Below are 24,657 nucleotides of genomic sequence, written 5' to 3' on the forward strand. Positions count from 1 at the left end.
GATAGCAAATCATCAGGATATTTTCAAGATTTATTAATATTTGTCTAATGCGTGTCCAATTATTTGAATTCAGTAGTTAGCCCCCCACACTCCCCACACTCCCCCCACTCCCTCACTCCTCTACTCTACCAAGGACTACCCACCATCGTAAACCCTGCCCAATGATAAGGATGAGATAATTTTCGATTCCTCATTTCCCCAAGTACCGATGGTAACTCTACTGACCCACGCTCTCCAAGTCTCCTAATCTGATTTTCTTTAATCACCACATCCCCACGCAACATTGCTAACTGCGCCTGTCTTACAGCTTCGGCCTTAATCTTAGTCTGATTCAAATGACTATAAAACTCAGTCATTAATGCCAAGGTAGCTCGATCGTTGACATACCAAATACTAGCTAAAGCTGACTTTACTCCTGCTGCTATTGCTAATCCCGCAAATCCTAATTCGGCATCTTTGTCCCCAAAGGCGGTGCGACAAGCTGATAATACTAACAATTCGACAGAAGACTCATTCCAACCCAACTCCCTAATTTGGTCTAATTTTATTTGTTCTTCACCCCACAACTGAATGTAAGAATTACTAATTTTTCCCGGTCTAAAATCAGCATGAGTAGCTAAATGAATAATAGGATAAGGATAATTTTCTCTTTGAGCAATTAAATTATTCAGAGTAAAATCTTCATTGAGAAACATACTACCCTGCCATAGTTCTTGGGAAACAATTTCTAGTTCGATAGGTACTCCTGGCAAGGAATTGTGAGCAATAAACTCACTTGCTCCCATTGCTAACACCTGAGTGTCTTGGAGCGGTCGGTAGTTGGTATCCATTAAACTGACACTGGGAATTAAACTCAGGCTATATTTTTCGATCAGGAATTGTTCGCCATCATGTAATGCTGCTACGGCTAAAGTTCGTAAACCTTCATCCATACTGAATAGTAAGGTATCAATATTGGCTGCTTCTAGTTCCGATGCTATGGGTGCAATGAGCCAATTGTATAATTTTTGTGCTGGTGATAGATAACTATCATTATCTTGGTTGGCCGGCGTTGTAACTTTTATTCGTAATTCTAGGGCAACTTTCATGATTTGTTCGCGGTTGACTTCGGCAATGGTTTTGATGATTGGTTGACCTTCTTTGGTATATAAGATTATTTGTAATTGTTCTGGATAGACATTAATATAAACAATGGCAGATTCTTTTCCGGTTTGATTTGCCATGTCGCTTAAGATTTCTCGGACGCTTTGTGTAGAAATTAATTTTTCCTCAAGATTTGCTCCCAGGAAATCTGAATATTCCTGGAGACTGTTTCGTTCTAACATTGTTACTACTTGGTCTGAAGCTGTGGCTGTTATTAGAGATTTGGTATTAACAGGATTAATTGTTTTTAAGATTTGTTGGGTGTCAGTTGTATGGTTGATAGATGCTTCAGTTTGTTCTTGAGCAGTGCCAGCATTGGTTGTTTGGTTATAGTTAGTGGGAGCGGTTAGGGTGAAAAAATCGCTATTGTTTGATATTTGCTGTAATATTGACTGGGACTGATTATTATCAATCTGGATGTCGGTGGTTTCAGTTGCGGTGGTTACTGGAATCTCTGTTGAATCATTGAGATTTTCTACTGGGATAATCTGGTTATCATTGAGATTTTCTGGTATAATAGTGTCGCCACTATCAATATTAGTAATTGTTTCTATTGCCTCTGGGGCGATCGCTATTTGTTCTCCGGTATTGGTATTGTCTGGGGTATTATCAATAGTTGGATTCCCACCTACGGAAACAGTTGTTTGCTCTTCTATAGGAATATTGCCACCTGTTTGAATATTGATATTAGTGTCTCCTTGATTGACCTGTACAGTTTGAGTCTCGGCGCTAATATTACTACCTGGTTGAATATTGATATTAGCATCTCCTTGATTGACCTGTACAGTTTGAGTCTCGGCGCTAATATTACCACCTGGTTGAACATTGATATTAGCATCACCTTGATTTGCCTGTGTAGTTTGGTTCTCGACGCTGATCTCCCCACCTGCCTGAATATCGATATTAGCATCTCCTTGATTAGCGATCGCCTCTTGATTACCTACAGAAACATCTCCTCCAGCATCAATCTCAATATTAGCATCTCCATCTCCAGAGATTACAGTTTGGTCTTCGCTGCTGATATCTCCTGTTGCATCTAGATCGATACCACCTGCTTCTCCCTCTGAAGCAATAGATTCTAAGTCCAAAGTAGTAATGGAGCCATCAGTTGCTTCTAGTTGAATAATACCTGAACTGACCGTACCCAAAGAACTTAAGTTTCCTGTAGTTATTTGACTGCCATTAATAATAACTTCACCACTGGGGCCGTCCGGTGCTTGAGTCGTCACATTCCCTGTATTCACTGTTGCTATCTGACTTTGAATTCTCAAATCACCACTTTCAGTCGCACCAAAGGATAAGACATTTTCCAGATTCACACTTTCTGGGGCATCAATCTCAATACTTCCTCCTCTGCCTTCCTCTGAGAAAGAAGTAATGTCTCCCGTTGCACTAATCTCCCCTATTTCACTCTCCAATGTAATGTCACCTCCCTGTTGTATCCCTTCCGAACGAATGCCGTTAATACTGATATTACCTCGAGATGTGAGAGTGACATCCCCACCAATACCATCTGTAGAAAAAGTGTTTAATTCTCCTTGAACATCCATGCTGTTTTCGCTGCGAGTGTCAATAGTAATATCACCCCCACGCTCCCTTCCCTGGGATAGAATATTTTCTAGATTAACTGAACCTTCAGCTTGAATATTCACATTCCCGGCTGTACCTTGTTCTGAAAATGTTTCTATTGCTTGGGTCGAATTGACTTCGCCGTTTTCACTAATAATTTCAACATTTCCCCCTGTGGTTGCTTTGGTTTCGTTGAGGGCGCTAGCTTCTAGTTTGCCTACGGTAATATTTTCTCTGGCATTTAGTGTAATATTTCCAGTACCGTCGGGGGAACGAGAATTTATTACTCCAGCAGTGGTGTCTATTGTGCCGTTGTTGCTAGTAATACTGATATTTCCTGCTACTCCTTGGGTGGCTTCTCCTTGAGGTTTTGGTATGAGGATAAAATTATTCAATACCGATCTTTCTTCCCTGACAAAACCTGATGCTAGGTCTATTTGACCTACTTCTATTGCGTCATCCGCAACAATATTTATTGTACCTGTATCGCCTTCATCTGCACCGGAATATATTCTTGCTTTTGAGGTATTAATATTGCTACCTGCTTCGAGAATAATATCTCCTCCTTTGCCTGGGTTTTCAGTATCGGATGTAGTTGCGGGTTCGGAGGCAGAGATCACATTACTATTTTCGGTGATATTGATGTCACCTCCTGCTTTTAAGAGAATTTGACCGCCGTCTGCATCGGCAAAGGAGTAAATGTCACTGGTAGTGATGTTTCCTGTGGATGCTTCTAGAGTAACGTTGCCTCCAGTTCCCTCCCCAGAATAGTTTGCCAAAAATCCATTGCTGGTGTCTATGTTTCCTGTTTCTGTGATGATAATAATTTGACCGCCTTGTTGTTCTCCGTGGGAACTGATGGTATTAGTAGTCACATCTGTTTTTGCACTCAGAGTTACATCTCCAGCGTTACCATTTTCTGAAAATGATTGGATGGGTTGAGTAGCATTGATTTCCCCCTGTTCACTGGTAATGGTAATGTCACCTCCGTCAGCAGCTTCTTTTGATTCTGAGGCAGAAGATTGGATAATACCTGTGGTGATATTTTCTTGACCAATGATTTCTATTGCGCCTGCGTTTCCTGCATCGGTACTTTTAGCTGAGATGGTACTATTTTCGGCTGAGAGTTCCCCTGTGTTAATAGTAATTTTTCCTCCGTCTCCAGCTCCTGTGGTCTCCGTAATAATTTGACCTTCGAGTTGAAAGCTTTGACTGGGGTTGATGTTGATGCTGCCTCCGTCTCCACGATCGGAAGTAGCTGCGGATATAGTAGTGTTTTCCGCTATGGTGAGGTTTTCTGTTTCGATATTTATGATGCCTGCGTTTCCCCTGTCTTCTGTTTCAACTGTTATTCTGCCTTCCCCTGAAATATTTATGTTTTCTGGAGCGAATATATTGATATTGCCTCCATCTCCACTGGAAGTAGTGCGGGCTGAGATGAAACCGTTTTCAGTGAAAGTAATATTGAGGTCAGGGTCAAAGCGAGCGGAACGATTTTCTCTACTCCCCTGCTCCCCTCTCCTATAGGGTTTAAGGGTAAGAGTACCTGCGGGGGTTTCTCCTGCTGTTTCGGCAAATATTCCGAGTTGGCCTGAGATTAGTAAGTCTGTAGCATTAATGGTAATGTTGCCTCCCGCTTCGGTATTAGTTGCTCCTTCTTTTGCTGTGGCACTAATTTGAGCATCTTCTCCTATGGTTAGTTTTCTGGTGTTGATTTCTATATCTCCAGCTTTTCCTTGATTATTGGTTTCTGTCGTTAAACTTGTTCCTGTTTCCAGGATGAATTCTTCGGTGTCGATCTCGATCGCTCCAGCATTTCCTTTGTCTGTGGTAGAAGCTGATATGGCTACTCCATCTGAGAGAGTGAGGTTTTGGGTTTCAATATTGATGGTGCCTGCGTTTCCTTTGTCTGAAGTTTCTACAGCGATGAATCCTTTTCCAGAAATATCTATGCTTTCTGGAGCATTGAGATTAATGTTGCCTCCATTTCCTGTGGAGGAGGTAGAGGCAGAAATGAAACCGTCGTTGCTGAAATTGATATTGAGGTTTGGGTTGTCTTCGTAGGGGCTGAGGGTAAGAGTGCCAGCATTTGCTGATGCTTCAGTTTCGGCGAATATTCCAAGTTTTCCTGTAATATTGAGTTCGTTGGTGTTGATGGTGATATTGCCTCCGTCTCCGGTGCTGGTTGCGCCTAATACTGCTGTGGCACTGATTTGGGCATCTTGCCCGATATCTACAGTGTTAGCTTTGATAGTGATATCTCCTGGTGCCCCTGCTGCATAAGTTTCGGTGATTAAGCTAGTGCCTTGCTCTAGGTTGAGCTTGTTTGCTTGGATGTCGATACTGCCTGCGTTGCCTGTACCTTCTGTACTTGCTCGGAGTTGGCTGTTGTTGGTTAGTTTGATGTTTCGGGGAGTTACAAGGGTGATGTTGCCAGCGTGTCCTTCGGCGTTGGTGATACTGAAGAACTCAGTGTTGTCGAGTATGATGTTTTTTTGGCTATCAATGTAGACATCTCCGGCGGGTTGGTCTCCTTTGGTGTCACTTTCGATGGTGACGTTGTTGAGGTTGAGGTTGTCTCCACTAAAGATGTTGACATTTCCTGATTGGCCTTGAGTGCCTACATCTATTTGTATTGCTTCACTCCAAGAATCTAATTGTATAGATACCTGCTTACTGGTGATGATGGATAAGTCATTGAGTAGAAGGTCTGCTTTTGATTTACTTTCTATTGTTACCTGCCCAGATTTTTCGTGGGAAGATAGTGTTAGTATTTCTGCATTGCTGAGGTTGTTGGTGGTAATGTTAACGTCTCCACCATTTCCAGAGTCGTTTTTTCCGACTGAGAATGTGTTTATTTGCAGTTGTTCTGTATCTCCGTATTCTGGACGATTATATTTTATTGTATCTGCATTCAAATAAATAGATCCTCCATGCCCTGAGTTACCCTCCATACTTGAATTGGAAAAGGAATTGAGCGATTCTGTGTGAATATTACCTCCAGCAGTCACAGTAATATTTCCTCCATCTCCCGATCCTTCAGTCCCGCCACTAGAAAATGAATTAACATCTCTTGTTATGATATTACCTCCAGCAGTCAGAGTAACATCTCCCCCATTCCCTAAGTTGCTTAGAGAAAAAGTATTTATCTGCCCTGTTGTGATATCACCGTCTGCATTGAGAGTAATATCTCCCCCATCACCTGAGTTCTGGCCTATGGCAATAGAAGAGTAATCACCATTTTCCAGATTTTCTATTATAGTGATATTTCCCTGGGCAGCGATCGTGATATTACCCCCTTCCCCTTCGCTGTCGTGAGAATAGGAGGAATCTATATCTCCTGCTGTGATATTACCTCCAGCATTCATGCTAATGTGACCGCCTGAACCTGTATTTTGACCAAAATTGGAATTTTCTATTTCTATAGTAATATCACCCCCAGCACTTAGGGTAATATCTCCACCATCTCCAGAAGAAGAATAGGAATTAATCTCTTTTGTTATGATATTTTCCTCAGTAGTGATTGTGACATCACCAGCATTACCACGAGCATAGGAGGAATCAAGCTCTCCTGTTGTGATCTTACCCTTAGCTGTAATTATAATATTACCCCCATCCCCATCAAAGGATGAAGTATCCAAATTACCCAAAACAATACCAGCACCTGCAATTGTCAAATTCCGCCCATTGGTCTTAATTGTATCCACACCAAATGTATTGGGGTCGCTGCCAACATCCGCTTCATTATCCAACATGGTAATAGCACCAATTCCATCCTCATCCACATCTACATGAAATTCTATCTCTCCTTCCCCAGGCAGAAATTCCAACGCATCATCTGCTATATCTTCAACTGTAATATCATTTGTCGCCTCTAACTTAACATCGGCATCCCCAGAAGTTTCATCAAATTCATCATTGATCGTAATATTAGTTCCCGACAAAGAAACACTTTCCCCACTAGCTTTAATGCCACTACCCGTAGCAACAATATCTCCCGTAGCTTCAATATTAATTGCACCACCTGTCCCGCTATCAACTTCTGTATTTTCTCTAGATTCCACCTCAGAATTATTCTCTATAGTAGAAATGCTTTCTGTTAAAGTCACATTTTCTGCACTCTGAATTTCTATATCTCCACCAGCAGTAACAATACCATTGACATCCTCACTCACATCACCAATATTCACATCTCCCAACACATCAAAAAACGCTCCACCACTACCAGAAACCGCTTCTAAATTTTCTACATTTAATTGCAAAGGTACACCCACAAAACCTATTCCTCCACTGCCATTTGTTTCAAATAAAACACTATCTGCATTAATAATTGAACTATCAGAAACTCTGGCAATATTTCCACCATTTGCATTAACTAAAACTTGTCCTGTTGTGGTTAAATTTGCCAGATTTATATCCCCTACTTCTCCTAAATTTCCTAACTCTATTCTGATGTTTCCACTTCCGGCATTTAATGTTGTTCCATCTAGTTGATTTATTGATGCTCCTCCGGCACTCCGGTTATCAATATTCATCTCATCATTATTACCAAGTAGCTCAATATTGCCATTGCCAATTGATGTGTCAATATCGGCATTTATATTAATACTTCTACCTGCTTTTAATTCTACAGATTCTGTAGTTTCTATCTTTTCATTAATTGTTATATCGTTGTCAGCAAATAAAATTATATCTCCTGATAATTCCTCAATATTTTCTGCGGAAATTGTCACATCAGAATTTTCATCTTGAGCAAAGGGGTCTATTGGTGTTTCTGTTTCTATTGTTTCTGAATTGTCAGCAATTTCTGTCTCTGAATTTTCTGTTACCTCTGAATTATCGACATTTTCTTCTGTATTTTCTGTAGATGGCAATTCCGAATTATTATCTACTATTTCTGTTTCTGAACTTTCAGTATTTTCTGTAGTGGGAGAATCTGTACTTTCTGTAGATGGCACTTCCGAATTATTATCTACTATTTCTGTTTCTGAACTTTCAGTATTTTCTGTGGCGGGAGAATCTGTACTTTCTGTAGATGGCACTTCCGAATTATCATCTACTGTTTCTGTTTCTGAACTTTCAGAATTTTCAGAATTTTCAGAATTTTCAGGCTCTCCCACTGTGATATTTTCTGGGTCTAATAATATTGTTCCTGGAGTGCCAAATGCAGCACTAACATTGACATTCCCATCAAATATTAATTGTTGTTTTCCAGATACTTCAACAAACCCTCCATCACCAGAAAATTCTCCTCCTCTAGCACTAATATTTCCGGCAAAATTAGTTATGCCATCTGACCAAATTATTACTTGACCACCGTCACCATTTGTGGTAGCATCAGCGGAAATAAATGAGTTATTGTTAACAAATGTTTGCTGAGAATTGGGTACTATTCCACTACCTTGAAAGTCGCCTCCAATTAATACTCTTCCTCCTCCATTTAAACCATCAGCATTGATATTGGCATCGATAATTGCTACGCGATCGCCTAACACATTAAATTGTCCACCGATATTATATCCCCCCTGACCCCCCTTTGAAAGGGGGGGAGTTGTTGATACATCTATATCTCCAGAAGCGATCGCATCTCCTGTAATACCAGAAATTATTGTATTTGAATCTATCAACACCACATCACCATTTCCATTCACAGTCATAGATGTGGCCTGAGTTATTTCTCCACCTGTTAACAGTTCGGGCAAAGATAAGGGGGTTATACCAGACATATCTTCCCCATTCGCTGTTGTTGAACCCACTTCCAAACTTAATAAATGTCCTGGTTGGGATATTCTCAGGGTACTACCTCCTTCTACTGCTGCGATCGTAACGTTACCACCTGCTGTGGAGAGTTGCCCCGTGTTGATAACCGTGCCACCCAACAAAGTGAGATTTTCCCCTGAGTTTAAACTGAGGTTTCCTTCGTTAACTATAGCGCCTGGGTTTGATATATTAAATCTATAGCCACTGGGGTTTCCTACTAGGTTGGCATAATCATTCGTTCCCATAGCTTGAAACCAGAAATTATTACTGTTAAAACCTATACCTGTGGCAGTGGTAACGCTGAATGAGGCAGGGACATTAAGGCTAGCGTTGGGGCCAAACATTATGCCTACGGGGTTCATCAGGAAGAGGTTAGAGTTACCACCGATGACTTGGATGAGACCGTTAATTATAGAAGGGTCTCCACCCGTAATTCTACCCAGAATGTTGCGAGTATCTGGAGTGGTTAAGAAATTGGCTGTTTGACCGGAGTGAAGATTGAATTGGTCAAAACTGTGGAAGAGGTTAGTCCCATTATGAGTGCCACCTTGAATATTAAATTGATTGCCGTTTTGATTGACGGTTGTACCTGTGCCATCGTTTGAGGGGGTTATGGGTTGAGATTTGGCGGGAGTTGTAGCCAATATCCCTAAAATTACAGTCAGAGCTGTTATACTGTAAGACTCTAATTTATTAGCTTTCATAAAAAACTTCTGCAGTTATAATATTTATATTTAAGTAAACAGAGAAATTAGGCAACGACAATCTTTTTAGTCATCAATATTACCTTATTTTTCTTCTAGAGATTGTAGCAACTATCCTCCTGTTCATACCACTAAACCGATCGTAAGGAAGGCAGAAGGCAGAAGGCAGAAGGCAGAAGGCAGAAGCTTTGTACTCTACCTTTGTGAAAACCGCTATAAACCTGCAAAAGAAAAGATACAGAGGATGATTCCACCTTGGTGAGGTACACCCGTCGCGGGCAAGATGCCCGCACTGGAAAAATTTAATTGTTAATATCTGTACTTCATTATGTGAGAAATCTGCTATATCTTTATAACTCTATAATTACTTCAATATTCAATCTCCCCCACTCCCCCACTCCCCCACTCCCTTACTCCCCTACTCCCTATTTTGAGATAAAACTAGAGCTTTTCATTCTCTTAAGTATCAGAGTTGTCAACCCAGGTCCCACTAAGATAATAGTTAACATTCGAGTCAGTTGAATTGCCAACACTAAACCAGCATCACCACCCAACTCATTAACAGTTGCGATCATGGCTTCTAACCCCCCTGGGGTGAAGCTTAAAAGAGAAGTAATTAAGTCCACCTCTGTCAAATTATAAAACGCGTAACCTACTCCAAAGAAACCGATAATTAACCCTATTATCAGTCCGATATCAATTAAAATAGCTTTCCACAATTTACGAGCATTTTCCCAGTCCAACTGAACGCCTATAGAAATTCCTACTAGCAGGAGGCCGACTGCAAATAACCATTGAGGAACTTGTAATTGATATGGCGCTACCCAGAAAGTAGTTAACCCAACTATAAAACTACCTAAAAAAGCAGAGGAAGGCAAACGTAATAATTTTCCGCCCCAAATTCCTAAACCACAACATCCTGCTACTACTAATAAATTCACAAACATGGGTATGCTTGCTTTACCTGATGCTAATAAAGTTGTAGTTTGAGTCTGTTCAATAGCTGGAAACATCAAGATGGTGGCAGTTGGTACAATGAATACCACTAAGAACAATCGCAAATATTGGAGGAGAGCAACAGCAATAAGGTCTGCACCTAGTTCTTCACTCATAGCAACAATAGCAGAAGCAGTACCAGGAATAGATGCCAGAAAACCTGTAGAGCGACTAACTCCACTCCACAGCGACAACAAGTAGCCTTTCAACATAGTCAAGGCAGCAGTGATGAAAATACATCCCACTACAGGAATAGCGTAAGTGCTAATTAAACGAATTGTTTCTGGTGAAAAGCGAAATGCTGTAGCAATACCAATTATTGCTTTGCCCATCATCATTGTTACTCTTGGTAACGGTTGGGGAGTACCTTGAGCGATCGCATAGATAATTCCGGCAATCATTGGCCCAAGTAACCAACCGACAGGAAAGTTTAGCCAGTCGAATATAAAACCTACTAAAATAGCTAAGGTTATGGGGACAATGGTACTTTTGATAGTTGATAATTTGGAGATAATCTTTTGGTTGTTTAACACGCTTAACAATATATAAAATTTGGCAGATAACTTATATCTATTCTGGCAGCTTTAGAATTGTCAATATACTGGGGTAAGTTTTCAACATATTCAGGTATCACCATACACTTTTGACAATATTCCTGTGCCAACAGATTAATATTAGTTATTGTAGTTGAACATTTATATTAGACATCTCCACCAAAAGAGGGAATAGGGAATAGGGAATAGGGAACAGGAAGAAATAATTGATAATTTATGTACGATAATTGATTTTCTTTTTTATTTTTGGAGATGTCTATTAGACATAGGCGTTAAAAAGATATAGACTTTTTGTAAAAGTAGGGAATAGGGAACAGGGAAGATTTTTTGAGGAAAAAAACACGGAAAATGATTGTTTTAGTTATTACACTCTAGTTTATAGCAAATAAAGGGCAAGTTTATTTTCACGCCTATGTCTATTTACTGGAGAACATCACCATAATTATGACTTTAACTTGCTCCCGAACAACCCATAAACGAAATAAAACGAAATAATCTGTAGGGACGTTGCATGCAACGTCCCTACCTGTTCCCTATTAACTGTTCCCTATTAACTGTTCCCTATTAACTGTTCCCTATTAACTGTTCCCTATTACCTGTTCCCTATTACCTGTTCCCTATTAACTGTTCCCTATTACCGAAAAATTGTGGGTATGTGCCTCCCCTTTTAAGGGGATAATAAAGAAAAATTTTCATCTCTTTGTCAATCCTCTTCTTTTCAAGGAGAGGTAATTATTCATTATTCATTATTCATTATTCATTGTTGAACTATTCCCTATTCCCTAATTTAACCATGCTTAAAATTACTCCCAAAAATCTGTTACATCCCGACTATCCTTTCACTCCTAAAAATTTCCCGTTTTTTTATGGTTGGATAATTTTAATTGTTTGCACTATTGGGGTAATAATGAGCATCCCCGGTCAAACTATTGGGATGAGTGCTTTCACTGACTATTTACTAGCTGCTACTGGTCTGTCAAGGTTACAATTGAGTAATGCTTATTTTTTTGGTACTTTGACCAGTGGTTTACTATTGCCTTATGGCGGAATATTGCTAGACCGTTTTGGGGCGCGAGTAACTGTTGTTTGTGCATCAGTAGGTTTGGCTTTAACTTTGTGTTATCTCAGTTTTAGCGATCGCCTAGCCATCCTCATCAGTAACGCATTTCCTAAAATTCCCTATTCAACTATAGCGCTATTAATACTGATATTAGGTTTTGTCTGCTTGCGTTTTTCCGGTCAAGGTATGTTAACCATGATCAGTCGTACAACTCTCGGTAAATGGTTTAACCGTCGTCGGGGTTTTGTTTCTGGTCTTAATGGTGTATTCATGGCTTTGGGGTTTTCTATTGCGCCCTTAATTTTCAGTTCATTGATTAATATTTTAGGTTGGCGAAATGCTTGGCTAACTATGGCAGCAGTTGTTGGTATTGGTATGGGGTTAATAGGGTGGTTATTTTATCGCGATCTTCCTGAAGAATGTGGTTTATTAATGGATGGAGAATTACAAACATCTACGGTTGAAGTAGAAAACTCATCTGAAAACAACTTGCAAGATTTTACCCGCGCTGAAGCTATAGCCACAATTATGTTTTGGGTGGTGACATTAGTATTATCTTCACAAGCTTTGATAGTTACAGGTATCACTTTTCATATCGTTGATATTGGTGCCGAATTTGGATTATCCCAAGTACAGACAGTGAGTATATTTTTACCCCAGGCGGTTGTATCTACAATTGTTGGTTATTTGATGGGGGTGGCTGCAGACCGAGTTAATATCAAATATTTATTCATGGTGATGATGGTTAGTCAGGCAATAGGTGTTGCTTCTATTGCTAATCTTGGCGTGCCGTTATTTCGGGTATTAACTATTGTCGGATTTGGTATTAGTTCGGGATGTTTTGGTACTTTATCCGCAGTGGCTTTACCGCGTTTTTTTGGTAGAGCTTATTTGGGTGCTATTTCTGGTTTTCAGATGATGATTTTGGTGATAGCTAGTGCAATAGGACCTTCTTTTTTAGCTATTTTTAAGGATAAATTGGGTTCTTATCAACCTGGTCTTTACGGTTGTTTGATATTGGTAATTTTGATTTTAATTCTCACCTTTTTTGCCCGTCACCCTCGCAAACTTGATAGATGAATTATATCAGGTCCGGATGATTAGTATCAGGACTTACGCAAATTCACCTTGAAAACGCCATATGTAGGGGCGAATGGCATTCGCCCTCACTTGATTTCGTGTTCGTGCATAAGTCCTGAGTATAATGAAAATGTCCTCCTCTAAATATTATGGATGTTTATGGCTTTCATCTTGACAGTCGTATTATTAAAGCACTACAATAATATTAAAAATTTTGGCTAACTAGGCTGACTTATTGGAAATATTTCCGGAAACTAAATCAAAACGGTTGTCACAAAGAGCAGAAAAAGTAATAGGGGAAATTATGAGTGAATCAAGAATCATACAAATATCTGGCTGTGATAACCAAAACCGTACTGGAGATGTAATTTTTGTTCATGGGTTGGATGGAGACCCTCGTAAAACTTGGCATCCTCAAGAAAAAAGTGATGATAACAATTTTTGGCCTGCTTGGTTGGGAGAAGATTTACCAGATATGGGCATTTGGTCTCTAGAATACAACCTAAAATCTTTTGAGTGGAAGGGTACTACAATGCCTTTAGCCGATCGCGCCACTAATATTCTGGCAACTCTTGACTCCTACAAAATTGGCGATCGCCCCTGATTTTTTATTACCCACAGCATGGGAGGACTTTTAGTAAAACAGATGCTGCGCCATGCAATAGATTTTGGGATTCCAGAATGGAAGGCAATTTTAGACCAAACTAAAGGTATTGTTTTCTTTTCTACACCCCATTCTGGATCTAATATAGCCAATTTGGTTAAGTATATGGGTTGGGTTCTCCGAACTACGGTTAGTATTGATGAATTGGAAGCTCACCATCCACGGTTGCGAGAGCTAACAAATGTTCATAGGAATCAAAAAAAGCTAGGTAAAATTCCTATACAAGTGTATTGCGAAAAGCAAAAAACTTATTGGGGCAATGTTGGTGTTTTAGTGGTAGATGAAACTAGCTATGAACTTAAAGGTTGCCAAAAATCTAATGTCAGTCCAAACAGTCAAACAATTAGCTGTACTCTACTAATCACTAGCAAACAAGAAAATGTTGAGTTCTACTTGTATTCAAATGATTCTAGCGCTAGAAGAAGCAGGATATTTGAGGCAGGTAAAGAATATATAGCAACACGGGTTGAATTAGGAACATATAGTGGAACGCGCCGTGCTAAAAACAATTTGATCACAGACGTACCAATAGAAGCTACTATTACTTTTGATAATGTGCCACTTGAAGTTAATAAGATAGAAGTTTTTCAAATTAGTTCATGGTTGGGAAGTTCTTACTACAAAAACGATATCAAGGTTGAGTTTCGTGATATTTCTTTGTCAGAAAAGTAATAACTAACACTAACAACCATTGCAAGTAGTTAAGTTAACCACTATTCTGAAGCAAATGAGGTATTTCAGCAAGATTAGTTGCATCTACAGGACTTATGCACGGACACTAAATCAAGAGGGCGAATGCCATTCGCCCCTACAGGTTTTTGGTTATGACGATGTGGTTCATCAATTTGAAAAGCGCTGTAAATATATTAACTGATTTTTATGAAGCGAATGCCACTCGCCCCTACAGGTTTTTGGTTATGACGTGAGGTCATCAATATGAAAAGCGCTGTAAATATATTAACTGATTTTTATGAAGCACGGCAGTGGGAGCATCTTGCTCCCGTGCTAGATATTCCTTTTTCCTGTAAACTATTACGCAAGCAGGACTACCATATAATCATAACTGACGCAAATTTACCTTGAAAATGCCATATGTAGGGGCGAATGGCATTCGCCCTCATTCGCCCTCAGAAGAAGAATTAATACTCTTACCACCAAATCATCAACCATTACATATTTCACAATAAAGCCAAACGCTGATTAGAAGAATAACCAGAAAAAATTCGTGCTATTTGCGATCGCTCAATCTCAAGATGCTGCTCTAAAACACTAGAAATCACATCGCGGAAGTCCGTTGTCACCGCTAGATCGCGTTTCTGAAACAATTCTGATTCATCCAAACCAGGCCATTGTCCGTAAACCTGACCACCACGCACGCCACCACCTAAGACCCACATTACATTACCATGACCGTGATCGGTGCCACCATTACCATTCTCATTAACTGTGCGACCAAATTCTGACATTACTAAAATCACAGTATCTGAATAAAGCGGACCCAACTCCTGAACTAAAGTAACCAAACCTTCCCCTAGAGGTTTTAGTCTTCTCGCTAAAGCACCTTGACTGCTTCCTTGGTTAACATGAGTATCCCAATGACCGAGAGCGAGAAACCCTAATTGTGTTTTAGAATCACCAACCATAATTTGAGCTAAATTTTTGGCATCACCAGCAAAACCCTGGGGGGGTGGCGCTCCTGCTGAAGCCGCTTCCATTTCTTCCTGTAAGTCAGCTAGTAGTAAATCTCTTGCTTGGCGACCTTCTTGGTAAACTCTACTAAGTTCGTCATTGCTACTATAAAGGCGATCGAATGCTTCATAAATTTTAGGGCGGTCTATGGGTAAACTACGGGTTGATTTTCTCCCGGTGGGAAGACTAGCAACTGGCATTGCACCCATGAGAATGCGAGGTGGTATATCTCCTAAGTTTACTGCTTGAGTAGGTTTATCTTTTGGCAGATTTGCTAACAAACGATTCATCCATCCATCGGGTATTTTTTTATTACCTGGAATACCTGTTTCCATATAATATTGAGCATCAAAATGGGAGCGAGTGTCGTTGTTTGAACCGCAGGCGTGAACAAATGCTAAACTGCGATTTTGCCAGAGGGGTATGATACTTGCTAGAGCAGGATGTAAGCCAAATTGGCCGTCTAAGTCGATCGCTCCTTCTGGTTCTCCTGGAGCAGGAATTGCTATTTTTGGTCGTGCATTATAATAAGTGTATTCCTGATGGGGAATAACTACATTTAATCCATCGACTCCTCCTCGGAGAAAAATAACTATTAATCGTTTACGGTTATTGGTTTGAGCTAATCCTTTTGCTACCCAACCATGACTACCAACAGAGATTATTCCTGAAGCTGATAGTAAGCTGGCAAATTGTAAAAAATTACGTCTTTTCATATTATATTAAATCCGGTTAAACAGTTATAGAATGGTTAAGTTTTTAGGAGTCAACCCACCCCTCGCCCCTCCCCCTCCCAGGAGGGGGAGGGGAGGAGCGAGTCAGGAGTAGAAAGAATCACTTTGATGAGCGTAGTTATGGCGATTGGAAAATTTTTTTATGTCCAATAAAACTGATTTGATATTACCTCTAATATTAAATCCAGTTGAATACTTATTAGAGTTGTTGGGAGTAGGGGTGGGTCCTCACCCTGCGATACTTCTAAAACTTATGGGAAGGGATAGATTTGCTACTCCCTACTTTTAGAAGAGATGTCTAATATCATGTCTGGATAAGAGCGCGATAGAACTCCGTGACCTTTACGCGACCAAAAAACTTTCTCCTTTTCCTCCTCTTCTTTCTTCCCTCCTGACTCCTAAGTCCCCCTCCTGGGAGGGGTTAGGGGTGGGTTGACTCCTGACTCCTCCATCTTTATTTGTACATCATTTCTGGACTACCTAACATTAAAGCTGCTTGTACATCGTTTGGGCTATTTTTGATTATTGCTTGAGTTTGAGCAGAAAAATTATTTCCTAAAGTTGCAGAAAGTTGCTGACGGTTTATCGGTTTGGGTTTTCCTTGGTTTAACTGACCACGGGAGATATTTGTGGCAAAGCTAATTCTACGCATCATTGCATCAGAGTTTAACCATGCTTCTTTAGTATTTTTATAACCATCAGGAGTGCCACAAGCATAAATGTGCATTCCTAATTGGTATAACATTCCAGCAATTTGGTTCCATCTAAATTTATTAGTTCCTGTTGCTCTAACTGCAGAAATAATATATTGGTACGGAGTTTTAAATTTGCGGTCGTAGTAGTTTTCATTCCAGAATTCACTACTGTTGAACAAGGTTTCTAAAACAGAACGAATATTACCATTAGTTTCTTGAAATGTTTGAGCTAGTTGATTAACTAAAGCTCCTGGAGGCCGATCTGCCACAAAATATTGAGCTAATTTATAGCTAATAAAACGAGCAGTAGATGGATGCTTTGCCAGAATATCTAAGGCTTTTTCTCCTTCTTCTATCCCACCTCCTTGGATCGGTATTCCTAGAAATATTTTGTCACTATTATCGTGGCGGTCTGGATAAAACTTAAATCCGCTACCATCTCCTGTTCGACGTATAATTCCCCACCCAGTAAAAATTTTTGCTAAAGTTACTATGTCTTGTTGTTTATAACCTCCATCTACTCCGAGAGTGTGAAGTTCCATAAGTTCGCGGGCATAATTTTCATTTAAACCTTTAAATGTGTTATTAGCACCTTTACTTCCAGGTGCAGTATTTAGCCAATTATCTAAATAGAATAACATGGCTGGATGATGAGCTGTTGCTCCTAATAAAGTCCGAAAGTTACCAAGTGCATAAGGTCTAATTGCATCTCTTTCATAAGTACCTATCCAGACGCGAATTGGTCTTCCTCTACTTACAGAAACACTGAAGTGATTGAACCAAAAATTAATCATTACTTCTTGGAGTTGTCTATTACTCAATATTGCTCTGAGGAAGTTTGCTTTTCTGGCTTCGTTCAGAATGATTCTCATTCGATTAATTCTTGCTTCTTTTTGTTTTTGAGTTAGTTTTTTTTGTTTTCTGGGAGGTAGGGGGCCATACTTGTTATAGAGTTGAACTGGGTTTAAGTCTAAGGTTGTTAATGTTGACAGTTGATTAGTTAATTGTTGAGGTTCTCTAATGGTTTCTGGTTGAAGTTGAGACTGAATATAACTGTTAATTCCCATTGATTTAACTCGTTCTATCTCTCCGGGTCTAGGACCAAAACTTAGACGATTCAAAAGATGGATAGTTTGGGTGTTAATAGATTGACTATCAGCGTAGCTAGGACTTGGTAATCCTAACCAGATAATTAAGCTTAATAGCAGAGATATAATCCAGTACCTAGAGGTTTTTTTCATTAATTATTCCTCCTGTAAATACTCTCATATTTTGATTAGTGGGATTGAATTTATAGCAGGAAACAGAGAACAGTAGGAAAAATATTTCCCTATCTAAAGATTATTATCAGTCTATGTCCGTGCCCTATCTTTCTATTGCTATATATATTTGTATGGGAGTCTTATTCTGAAAGTTGTTACTTTTATTAAACATTATTTGTAAGCATTCAGCCGTCAGCCATCAGCTATCAGCTATTGATTTTAATTTAGGATAGAAGCTTGATTAATTGTCTTACTATAAAAGTTGTCTCCCTTGCCCTTAAAGTCAGTCTTTAATTTAAACACTGTCCTTAAGAAGAGAGTCTTGTTGCTGTTAACGCAGTTCCTCTGCAGGAGGCTAGCTGACAGCTAATAGCTGTTTGTGTTTGCGTAGCATCCCGTAGGGAAGCATTCCGCAGGAAATGCTTACCATTATTTACCGAATAATTAATAATTAAATAATTAAATAATTAAATAATTAAATAATTAAACAATTCGGGTTTATTAGCCTCCCATTTCAAGGGGAAAAAAGCGGTCGAGAGATGGCGAGGTTTCCTCGCCATATCCAATCGACCAAGAGAATAAATTTTTTCCTGATTTGTCTTACCTCTCCCTTTTAAGGAGAGGTAATTATCAATTAATGAAAGCAGCATCTTTCAACAATCATAACTGATTTTTTTTGATTTGACCACTACAAAATTTATCTGTAAAAATCAGGAATTATCTTATCTTCTCTAATTACCGAAAAAAATTGTGGTTTAAAGCCTCCCCTTTTAAGGGGATAATAAAGAAAAATTTTCATCTGTTTGTCAATCCTCTTCTTTCAAGGAGAGGTAATTATTCATTATTCATTATTCATTATTCATTGTTGAACTATGCTTAATTTTGACTGAAGTTAAGGAAGTTTCCAAATATTAATCTTCCGGTCCCAACCACCACTAATTATTGTTTGACCATCAGGACTAATTGCTACTGTACTAATATAACTGGTGTGTCCGTTTAAACTACCTTTTAAGTTACCTGTACTCAGCTCCCAAAACTTAATAGTTTTATCCCAACTGCTACTAATTAAAGTTTTACCATTAGGAGTAATAACAATTGACCATACTCCATCTATATGTTCTTTTAAACTATGAATTAATTCATCTGTCTGCAAGTTCCAAATGTTAATCGTGCCATCACTACTACTACTAGCTAATATCTGACTATCAGGACTGAAAACTACAGACAAAATTGATAGAGAATTAGTATTTATATTACGAATTAGTTGACCTGTTTGTAGGTTCCATAATTTAATCATATTATCTTTACTACCACTAGCTAGAAATTGACCGTCAGGACTAATGGCGATCGCATTAACAATCTCAGAATGTCCTTCTAAGGTGCGGATCGACTCTCCACTACTTAAATTCCAAATTTTAATAGTTCGATCCCAACTCCCGCTTACCAACATTTCACCGTCAGGAGCGATCGCTACTGCATCTACCACATCGTTATGCCCAGTGAGGGTCTGCACCAGAGTAATATCAGTGACATTTTTATTTTTGGGTAGTTTCCAGATTTTGATAGTTTTGTCATCACTACCACTGATAACTAACTCTTCATTGGGAGTTACTGCCACTGAATTTATTGATTCTTTGTGAGCTTTCCAAGTGGCTATGATTTCGCCATTTTTAATATCCCTGACTGAAATCATCCCGTTACTACTACCACTGATGATATGGGAATTTAAAGCAACTACAGAATTCACTATTCCACCTACTTCATTGGAAATTGCCTTTGCCAGAGTAAAATTTACGGCAGTTTCTGTGCCATTTTCTTTTGTAGATATTTTTGTAGAAACAGGGTTTGTTGCTTCTGTTGGAGTGGTTGTAATTTTAGCAGTCTGGGGTTGTTGAGAAATGGTTGGCAACGAAACCTGTTGTCGCCACCTCCAAAAAGTATTAATCTCTATTCCTCCAGAAACGATCGCGTCAGAGTCTTCTTGCAATTTGACAATACCGTTAATAGCGACTAGACGACCTTCTGTATCTAGCACTGGTCCGCCACTCATCCCTGCTCTGACTAAGTTATCATAAAGTAAACTATAACCACCGATAGGTTGCTGACGCCCTTTGACTACCCCTGGTGTACTCAGAAAAATTCGTTGTTGGAGGTTACTGCCTGAACGTGGCCATCCCCCCACAAAAACTGCTTTTCCTTGAACTAACTGAGTTGGGTCTCCTGTTTCGGCAACAGGGTAATTTTGAGAACTGGTAAATGGCACAACCGCTAAATCTACATTTGGTACTTGTTTAATGAGAGTATAGTAAACTGGATGCATTTCTCCATCGGGTGTGCGTACTTGATAATCTCCTACTTTATTGACAACGTGCCAGTTGGTAAGTATATAATAGACATCTCCTTGTTTTTCGACAATTACACCTGAACCACCTCTGTTTGGTCCATCAATTCTAACTGTAATTTCTCCTGCTATTTTGTTGATTTCTGATTCTGTTAAGCTCAGAGCAACTTCTGATGTTATTAGTGGTATTAAGGTAGTGATACTAATGATTAAGTTTCTGATATTAATAGTCTTGAGAGATAAAATACTAATAATGATTATGGTAATGATTCTCTGAAAATTCATTTTTTTATTTGTCAGTAATAGTCTTTTTTATTCAGATGTTTAATCAAAGATTTTACTTAGCTTCTCAACCGAAACAGGTATTTTTCGCCTAGTATAAATACTATTACAGACATTATATCATGTATCTGTGTTTAACCTTCTATAATTTATTTTTACTTCAAGTATTGATTCTTTGTTTAAAGATAAAATATAGCTGCTAAAGTTAATTACGAATAGTTCAAGAGCAACTTTTGTGTGGCATGAATTCGATTCAGTGGTATGATACTTCTCAAACTAAACTATGGCAAAAATTCTATAACTTAAACAGTAGTATGAGAAAAGTTCATTTTGTTAGGCTCAAGCAACAAAGTTGCTAAACTCTCGGACTAATAACAGTCGTTAAATACTTTTGAAGCCTTTACTATTTGCCCAAAAAATGCTATGACTTGTATTGATAATACAAAACTATATATACCTCTATTCCCAAGAGTACTGCTATTGATTTAATGATGTTTCTAAAACTTAATGTTGTAGCCTATATAAAACATAGATTATAATAAATTAAACTGATTCTGTTGAAGTGACTTTGATATGGTGGAGCGAAAAAAGATCGAGTATCAAAAAATACTAAAATCTAGCAAAGAACTAAATTTGCTAATTGTAGAAGATGTGATGGAAGATTTAGCGCTCATAGTACGCACCTTAAAGTCTCATGGTGTAGAATTTACCTATAATGTTGCAGACAGCAAACTAAAATACCAAAAATTGCTTCAAGATAATGTATATGATGCGATATTGTCAGATTATTATTTAGCAGATTTTGATATTTTCGAGATGCTAAAATTACTGCAAAAATCAGGACAAGAAGTCCCTGTGATTTTAATCACAGATGATTTACAAGAAGAGAAAGCTTTTGAATGTTTAAAAGCAGGAGTTGATAATTATATTTTCAAAGATAGATTATTGAGTTTATCAATTATTTTAGAGCGAGCGATCGCTGAATTTAGGTTAAAAAAAGAACAGCAACGTGCCATTCTCAAGTTACAACAACAAGCTCAACAAGAAGCAATTATTAATCGCATTGTTCAAGGAATGCGTAATACTTTATTACTGGATGAAGTCCTGCAAAATACTGTCGAGCAGTTACATGAGGTTTTGCAAGTTAGTCATTGTATAATTGTCAGGCTGGACTATCAGAAAAACATTAATCTTTGTCACTTAAATAATATGACGGTTGAATGCGATCGTCAAGTTAGTTTTTGTTACGATGTTCATCAATATTATTCAGAATTACTCGCTACAGGAGAACAAGTAAAAATCAGCAAATTCGATACAACCATAGACTCAGAAGTTAAAAATATTATTGACGAGTGTCAAGTGATTTCAGTCTTAATTACACCCCTGTTGTATCAGGATACTTACCTTGGTGGAATTCTTCTAGACCAGTGCGATCGAGAAAGAAAATGGACTGAAGATGAACTATCTCTATTGACATCAATTGCTGACCATTGTGCCATTGCCATTCATCAAGCTGAACTATATCAACAAGCACAAATAGAAATCGCTGAACGCAAGCGAGTAGAAGAGCATCTACGCAAAAGTCAGGAACGTTATGCTCTTGCCATTGAAGCAGGTCATGTGGGAATTTGGGAATGGGACTTACAAACAAATGCAATTTACCTCGATCCTATATTGAAAGGAATGCTTGGTTATCAAGATTGGGAAATTAGAAACATGATGGATGATTGGCATCAATTGGTGCACCCAGAAGATCGAGAACAGGCAATGGCAGCAAAAAATGCTCACTTAGCAGGACTGACACCAAAATACGAAATCGAACATAGGATGCAACATAAAGATGGCAGTTACCGATGGTTTTTTTGTTGCGGAGTTGCTATTCAAAATGAAAAAGGAATAACGAACAGAATGATGGGAACAAATACAGACATTACACAATATAAGCACGCAGAAGAAACTGTTATTGCTAGTCAACAGCAGCTTGTAGCTATGATGATGCTTATCCATAATATTACAGAGTGCAAACAAGCACAACAAGCCTTACGAAATCATGAAGTGAAGTTTCGTGCCCTAATTGAAAATGCTAACGATTTAATTTTGATTATTGATGTTGACGGAATCTCTCGTTATATTAGTCCATCACTAATAAGAGTTTTGGGATATATACCAGAAAAAACTGTTGGTCAGGGTATTTTCGATCTAATTCATATGGATGATTTATCCCTCATCACCCACACTTTTCACAAAGCAACTGAAAATCCTGGTATTAGTCAACCACCTATTGAGTATAGAGTTAAGCATAGTAATGGTTCTTGGTGCTTTTTTGAAGGTGTTGTCACTAACCTTTTACACGACCCAGCGGTAGCAGGTATTATTATTAATAGTCATGATATTACTCAACGCAAGCTAATTGAAGAACAATTAAAACATGATGCACTACATGATCCACTGACTCATCTTCCTAATCGTACTCTGTTTATGGATCGTTTGGAGCAAACAATTAAATATGCGGAACGTCGCCAAAATTTTTCCTTTGCCGTCCTATTTGTAGACCTTGACCGATTTAAAGTTGTTAATGATAGTCTTGGTCATAGCATGGGAAATCAACTGATTATTGCGGTCGCAAAACAACTCAAAGCATTGGTTTCTCCTGGAGATACAGTTGCTCGTCTTGGTGCAGATGAGTTTGTAATTTTACTAGAATATATTTCAGGAATTAGTGATGCTACCTGTATTGCTAATCGCATTCACGAACAACTAACTTCGCCAATTATTTTAGAAGGAAATGAAGTATTTATTACTGCTAGTATTGGTATTGCTCTCAACTCCACGACTATAGGGTCAGCAGAAAATTTTTTACGAGATGCAGAAATAGCTATGCAATCTGCCAAAGATATAGGTAGAGGATGTTATCAAATTTTTTGTACCTCTATGCACACTCAACTTCTGAAACGTTTAAAGTTGGAGAGCAATTTACAAAGCGCTCTACAAGCTATTAAAAATCAACCTACCGCTCAATCTCAATTTGTGCTTAACTATCAGCCAATTGTTTCCCTCGCTACAAACAATATTATTGGTTTTGAGGCCCTAGTGCGTTGGCAACATCCAGAATTAGGTATAATTTCTCCTGTTGAATTTATTCCTGTGGCAGAGGAAACAGGGTTAATTATACCTCTTGGTTTGTGGGTATTGAGAGAAGCTTGTCGGCAGTTACGTCAATGGCAAAATGAATTTTCCAATAGTTATCCTTTAAAAATGAGTGTTAATTTGTCTGTGAAACAATTTGCTCAAGCAGATTTAATCGAACAAATTGACCAAATTCTCTTAGAAACTCAGCTTGATGGTAGTAATTTAAAACTGGAAATTACTGAAAGTGCTTTAATAGAAAATTATGAGTTTGTTACAGAAAAAATGTCTCAGTTAAGAGCGCGGAATATTGAGTTATGTATTGATGATTTTGGTACGGGATATTCTTCTTTAAATTATTTACACCGTTTCCCGATGAATACTTTGAAAATCGATCGTTCTTTTGTGAATAGAATAGGCGTTGCTAATCTGGTAAGTGAGGGTTCAATTGACCCCACAGAAATTATCCGTTCAATTATTACTTTATCTCATAATTTAGGTATAAATGTTGTAGCTGAGGGAGTAGAAACTGTAGAGCAAGTTCTTCAACTACAAGCGTTAAAGTGTGAATATGCTCAGGGTTATTTATTTTCTAAACCCCTAGATATGACAAAAGCAACAAGTTTAATTTCTACAATCAACTCTTCGGAAAAATAGTTAAAAGGGAATAAGTAAGAAAGAAGATGGAAGAGAGAATAAGAAAAAAAGCATAGGTAGTCCTGCATGGTAATGGTACTGTTTTTCCTCCTGACTCCTATACGGGCGATTTCCGTTGCGGAATGCTCCTAATTACGCGAATCGCCCCTACGACTCCTGACTCCTACCTTCAAAAGATTTTATATCGATGCTACCGGATTTGATATAACTTGTCTATCTCTATCTACAGTCAACTCTGATTAAAATATTATTCTATGCAACTTCTTATGAATTTGTTATGAGCTAAGTTTTTTGATAATAAGCTTTAAGTAGTTATGACATAGTATGATAATGTTTGGATA

General features: G+C 38.5%; 9 protein-coding genes. 4 read left to right on the plus strand and 5 right to left on the minus strand.

From position 1 onward, the window contains the following. Window positions 1-125: 125 nt before the first annotated feature. Both F6K15_RS23885 and F6K15_RS23890 read right to left on the minus strand, forming a co-directional pair. Window positions 126-9,176 (minus strand): CHAT domain-containing protein, encoded by a 9,051-nt coding sequence (locus F6K15_RS23885; protein WP_293065250.1) that lies wholly within the window; start codon window positions 9,174-9,176, stop codon window positions 126-128. A gap of 425 nt (window positions 9,177-9,601) precedes the next feature. After that, window positions 9,602-10,705, minus strand: a complete 1,104-nt coding sequence (locus F6K15_RS23890; protein ID WP_293065253.1) for an AbrB family transcriptional regulator — start codon at window positions 10,703-10,705, stop codon at window positions 9,602-9,604. An 814-nt stretch (window positions 10,706-11,519) separates the two neighbouring features. On the opposite strand from F6K15_RS23890, the gene F6K15_RS23895 reads away from it, so the two are divergent. From F6K15_RS23895 to F6K15_RS23905, 3 genes are all read left to right on the plus strand, one after another. Further along, window positions 11,520-12,866, plus strand: a complete 1,347-nt coding sequence (locus tag F6K15_RS23895) for a nitrate/nitrite transporter (RefSeq protein WP_293065256.1) — start codon at window positions 11,520-11,522, stop codon at window positions 12,864-12,866. Window positions 12,867-13,101: 235 nt separating this feature from the next. Continuing rightward, the gene (locus F6K15_RS23900; protein WP_293065259.1) at window positions 13,102-13,470 is read left to right on the plus strand and encodes an alpha/beta hydrolase; all 369 of its coding nucleotides are present in this window, start codon (window positions 13,102-13,104) and stop codon (window positions 13,468-13,470) included. Between the two features lie 42 nt (window positions 13,471-13,512). Further along, window positions 13,513-14,202, plus strand: a complete 690-nt coding sequence (locus F6K15_RS23905) for a hypothetical protein (RefSeq protein ID WP_293065261.1) — start codon at window positions 13,513-13,515, stop codon at window positions 14,200-14,202. A 506-nt stretch (window positions 14,203-14,708) separates the two neighbouring features. On the opposite strand, the gene F6K15_RS23910 is transcribed toward F6K15_RS23905, so the two are convergent. The 3 genes from F6K15_RS23910 to F6K15_RS23920 all read right to left on the minus strand — a co-directional run bounded on the left by F6K15_RS23910 (window position 14,709) and on the right by F6K15_RS23920 (window position 20,536). Then, entirely contained in the window at window positions 14,709-15,935 is a 1,227-nt protein-coding gene (locus F6K15_RS23910) for a DUF1501 domain-containing protein (RefSeq protein WP_293065262.1), read from the minus strand. A 472-nt stretch (window positions 15,936-16,407) separates the two neighbouring features. Then, on the minus strand, window positions 16,408-17,889 hold the full coding sequence (locus tag F6K15_RS23915) for a DUF1800 domain-containing protein (RefSeq protein WP_293065264.1): 1,482 nt from the start codon (window positions 17,887-17,889) through the stop codon (window positions 16,408-16,410). Window positions 17,890-18,802: 913 nt separating this feature from the next. Continuing rightward, window positions 18,803-20,536 (minus strand): trypsin-like peptidase domain-containing protein, encoded by a 1,734-nt coding sequence (locus F6K15_RS23920; protein WP_293065266.1) that lies wholly within the window; start codon window positions 20,534-20,536, stop codon window positions 18,803-18,805. A gap of 630 nt (window positions 20,537-21,166) precedes the next feature. On the opposite strand from F6K15_RS23920, the gene F6K15_RS23925 reads away from it, so the two are divergent. Continuing rightward, complete coding sequence (locus F6K15_RS23925) at window positions 21,167-24,316, plus strand: EAL domain-containing protein (protein WP_293065269.1); 3,150 nt, start codon at window positions 21,167-21,169, stop codon at window positions 24,314-24,316. Window positions 24,317-24,657 lie beyond the last annotated feature (341 nt).

The organism is Okeania sp. SIO2B3 (assembly GCF_010672525.1).
In the GTDB taxonomy this organism is placed as follows: Bacteria; Cyanobacteriota; Cyanobacteriia; order Cyanobacteriales; family Microcoleaceae; genus Okeania.

What these genes read in the sequence shown, in the direction of transcription:
- F6K15_RS23905 (WP_293065261.1), top strand. Translation starts at nt 13,513, where the DNA reads ATGCTGCGCCATGCAATAGATTTTGGGATTCCAGAATGGAAGGCAATT.
- F6K15_RS23915 (WP_293065264.1), bottom strand. Translation starts at nt 17,889, where the DNA reads ATGAAAAAAACCTCTAGGTACTGGATTATATCTCTGCTATTAAGCTTA.
- F6K15_RS23910 (WP_293065262.1), bottom strand. Translation starts at nt 15,935, where the DNA reads ATGAAAAGACGTAATTTTTTACAATTTGCCAGCTTACTATCAGCTTCA.
- F6K15_RS23885 (WP_293065250.1), bottom strand. Translation starts at nt 9,176, where the DNA reads ATGAAAGCTAATAAATTAGAGTCTTACAGTATAACAGCTCTGACTGTA.
- F6K15_RS23895 (WP_293065256.1), top strand. Translation starts at nt 11,520, where the DNA reads ATGCTTAAAATTACTCCCAAAAATCTGTTACATCCCGACTATCCTTTC.
- F6K15_RS23920 (WP_293065266.1), bottom strand. Translation starts at nt 20,536, where the DNA reads ATGAATTTTCAGAGAATCATTACCATAATCATTATTAGTATTTTATCT.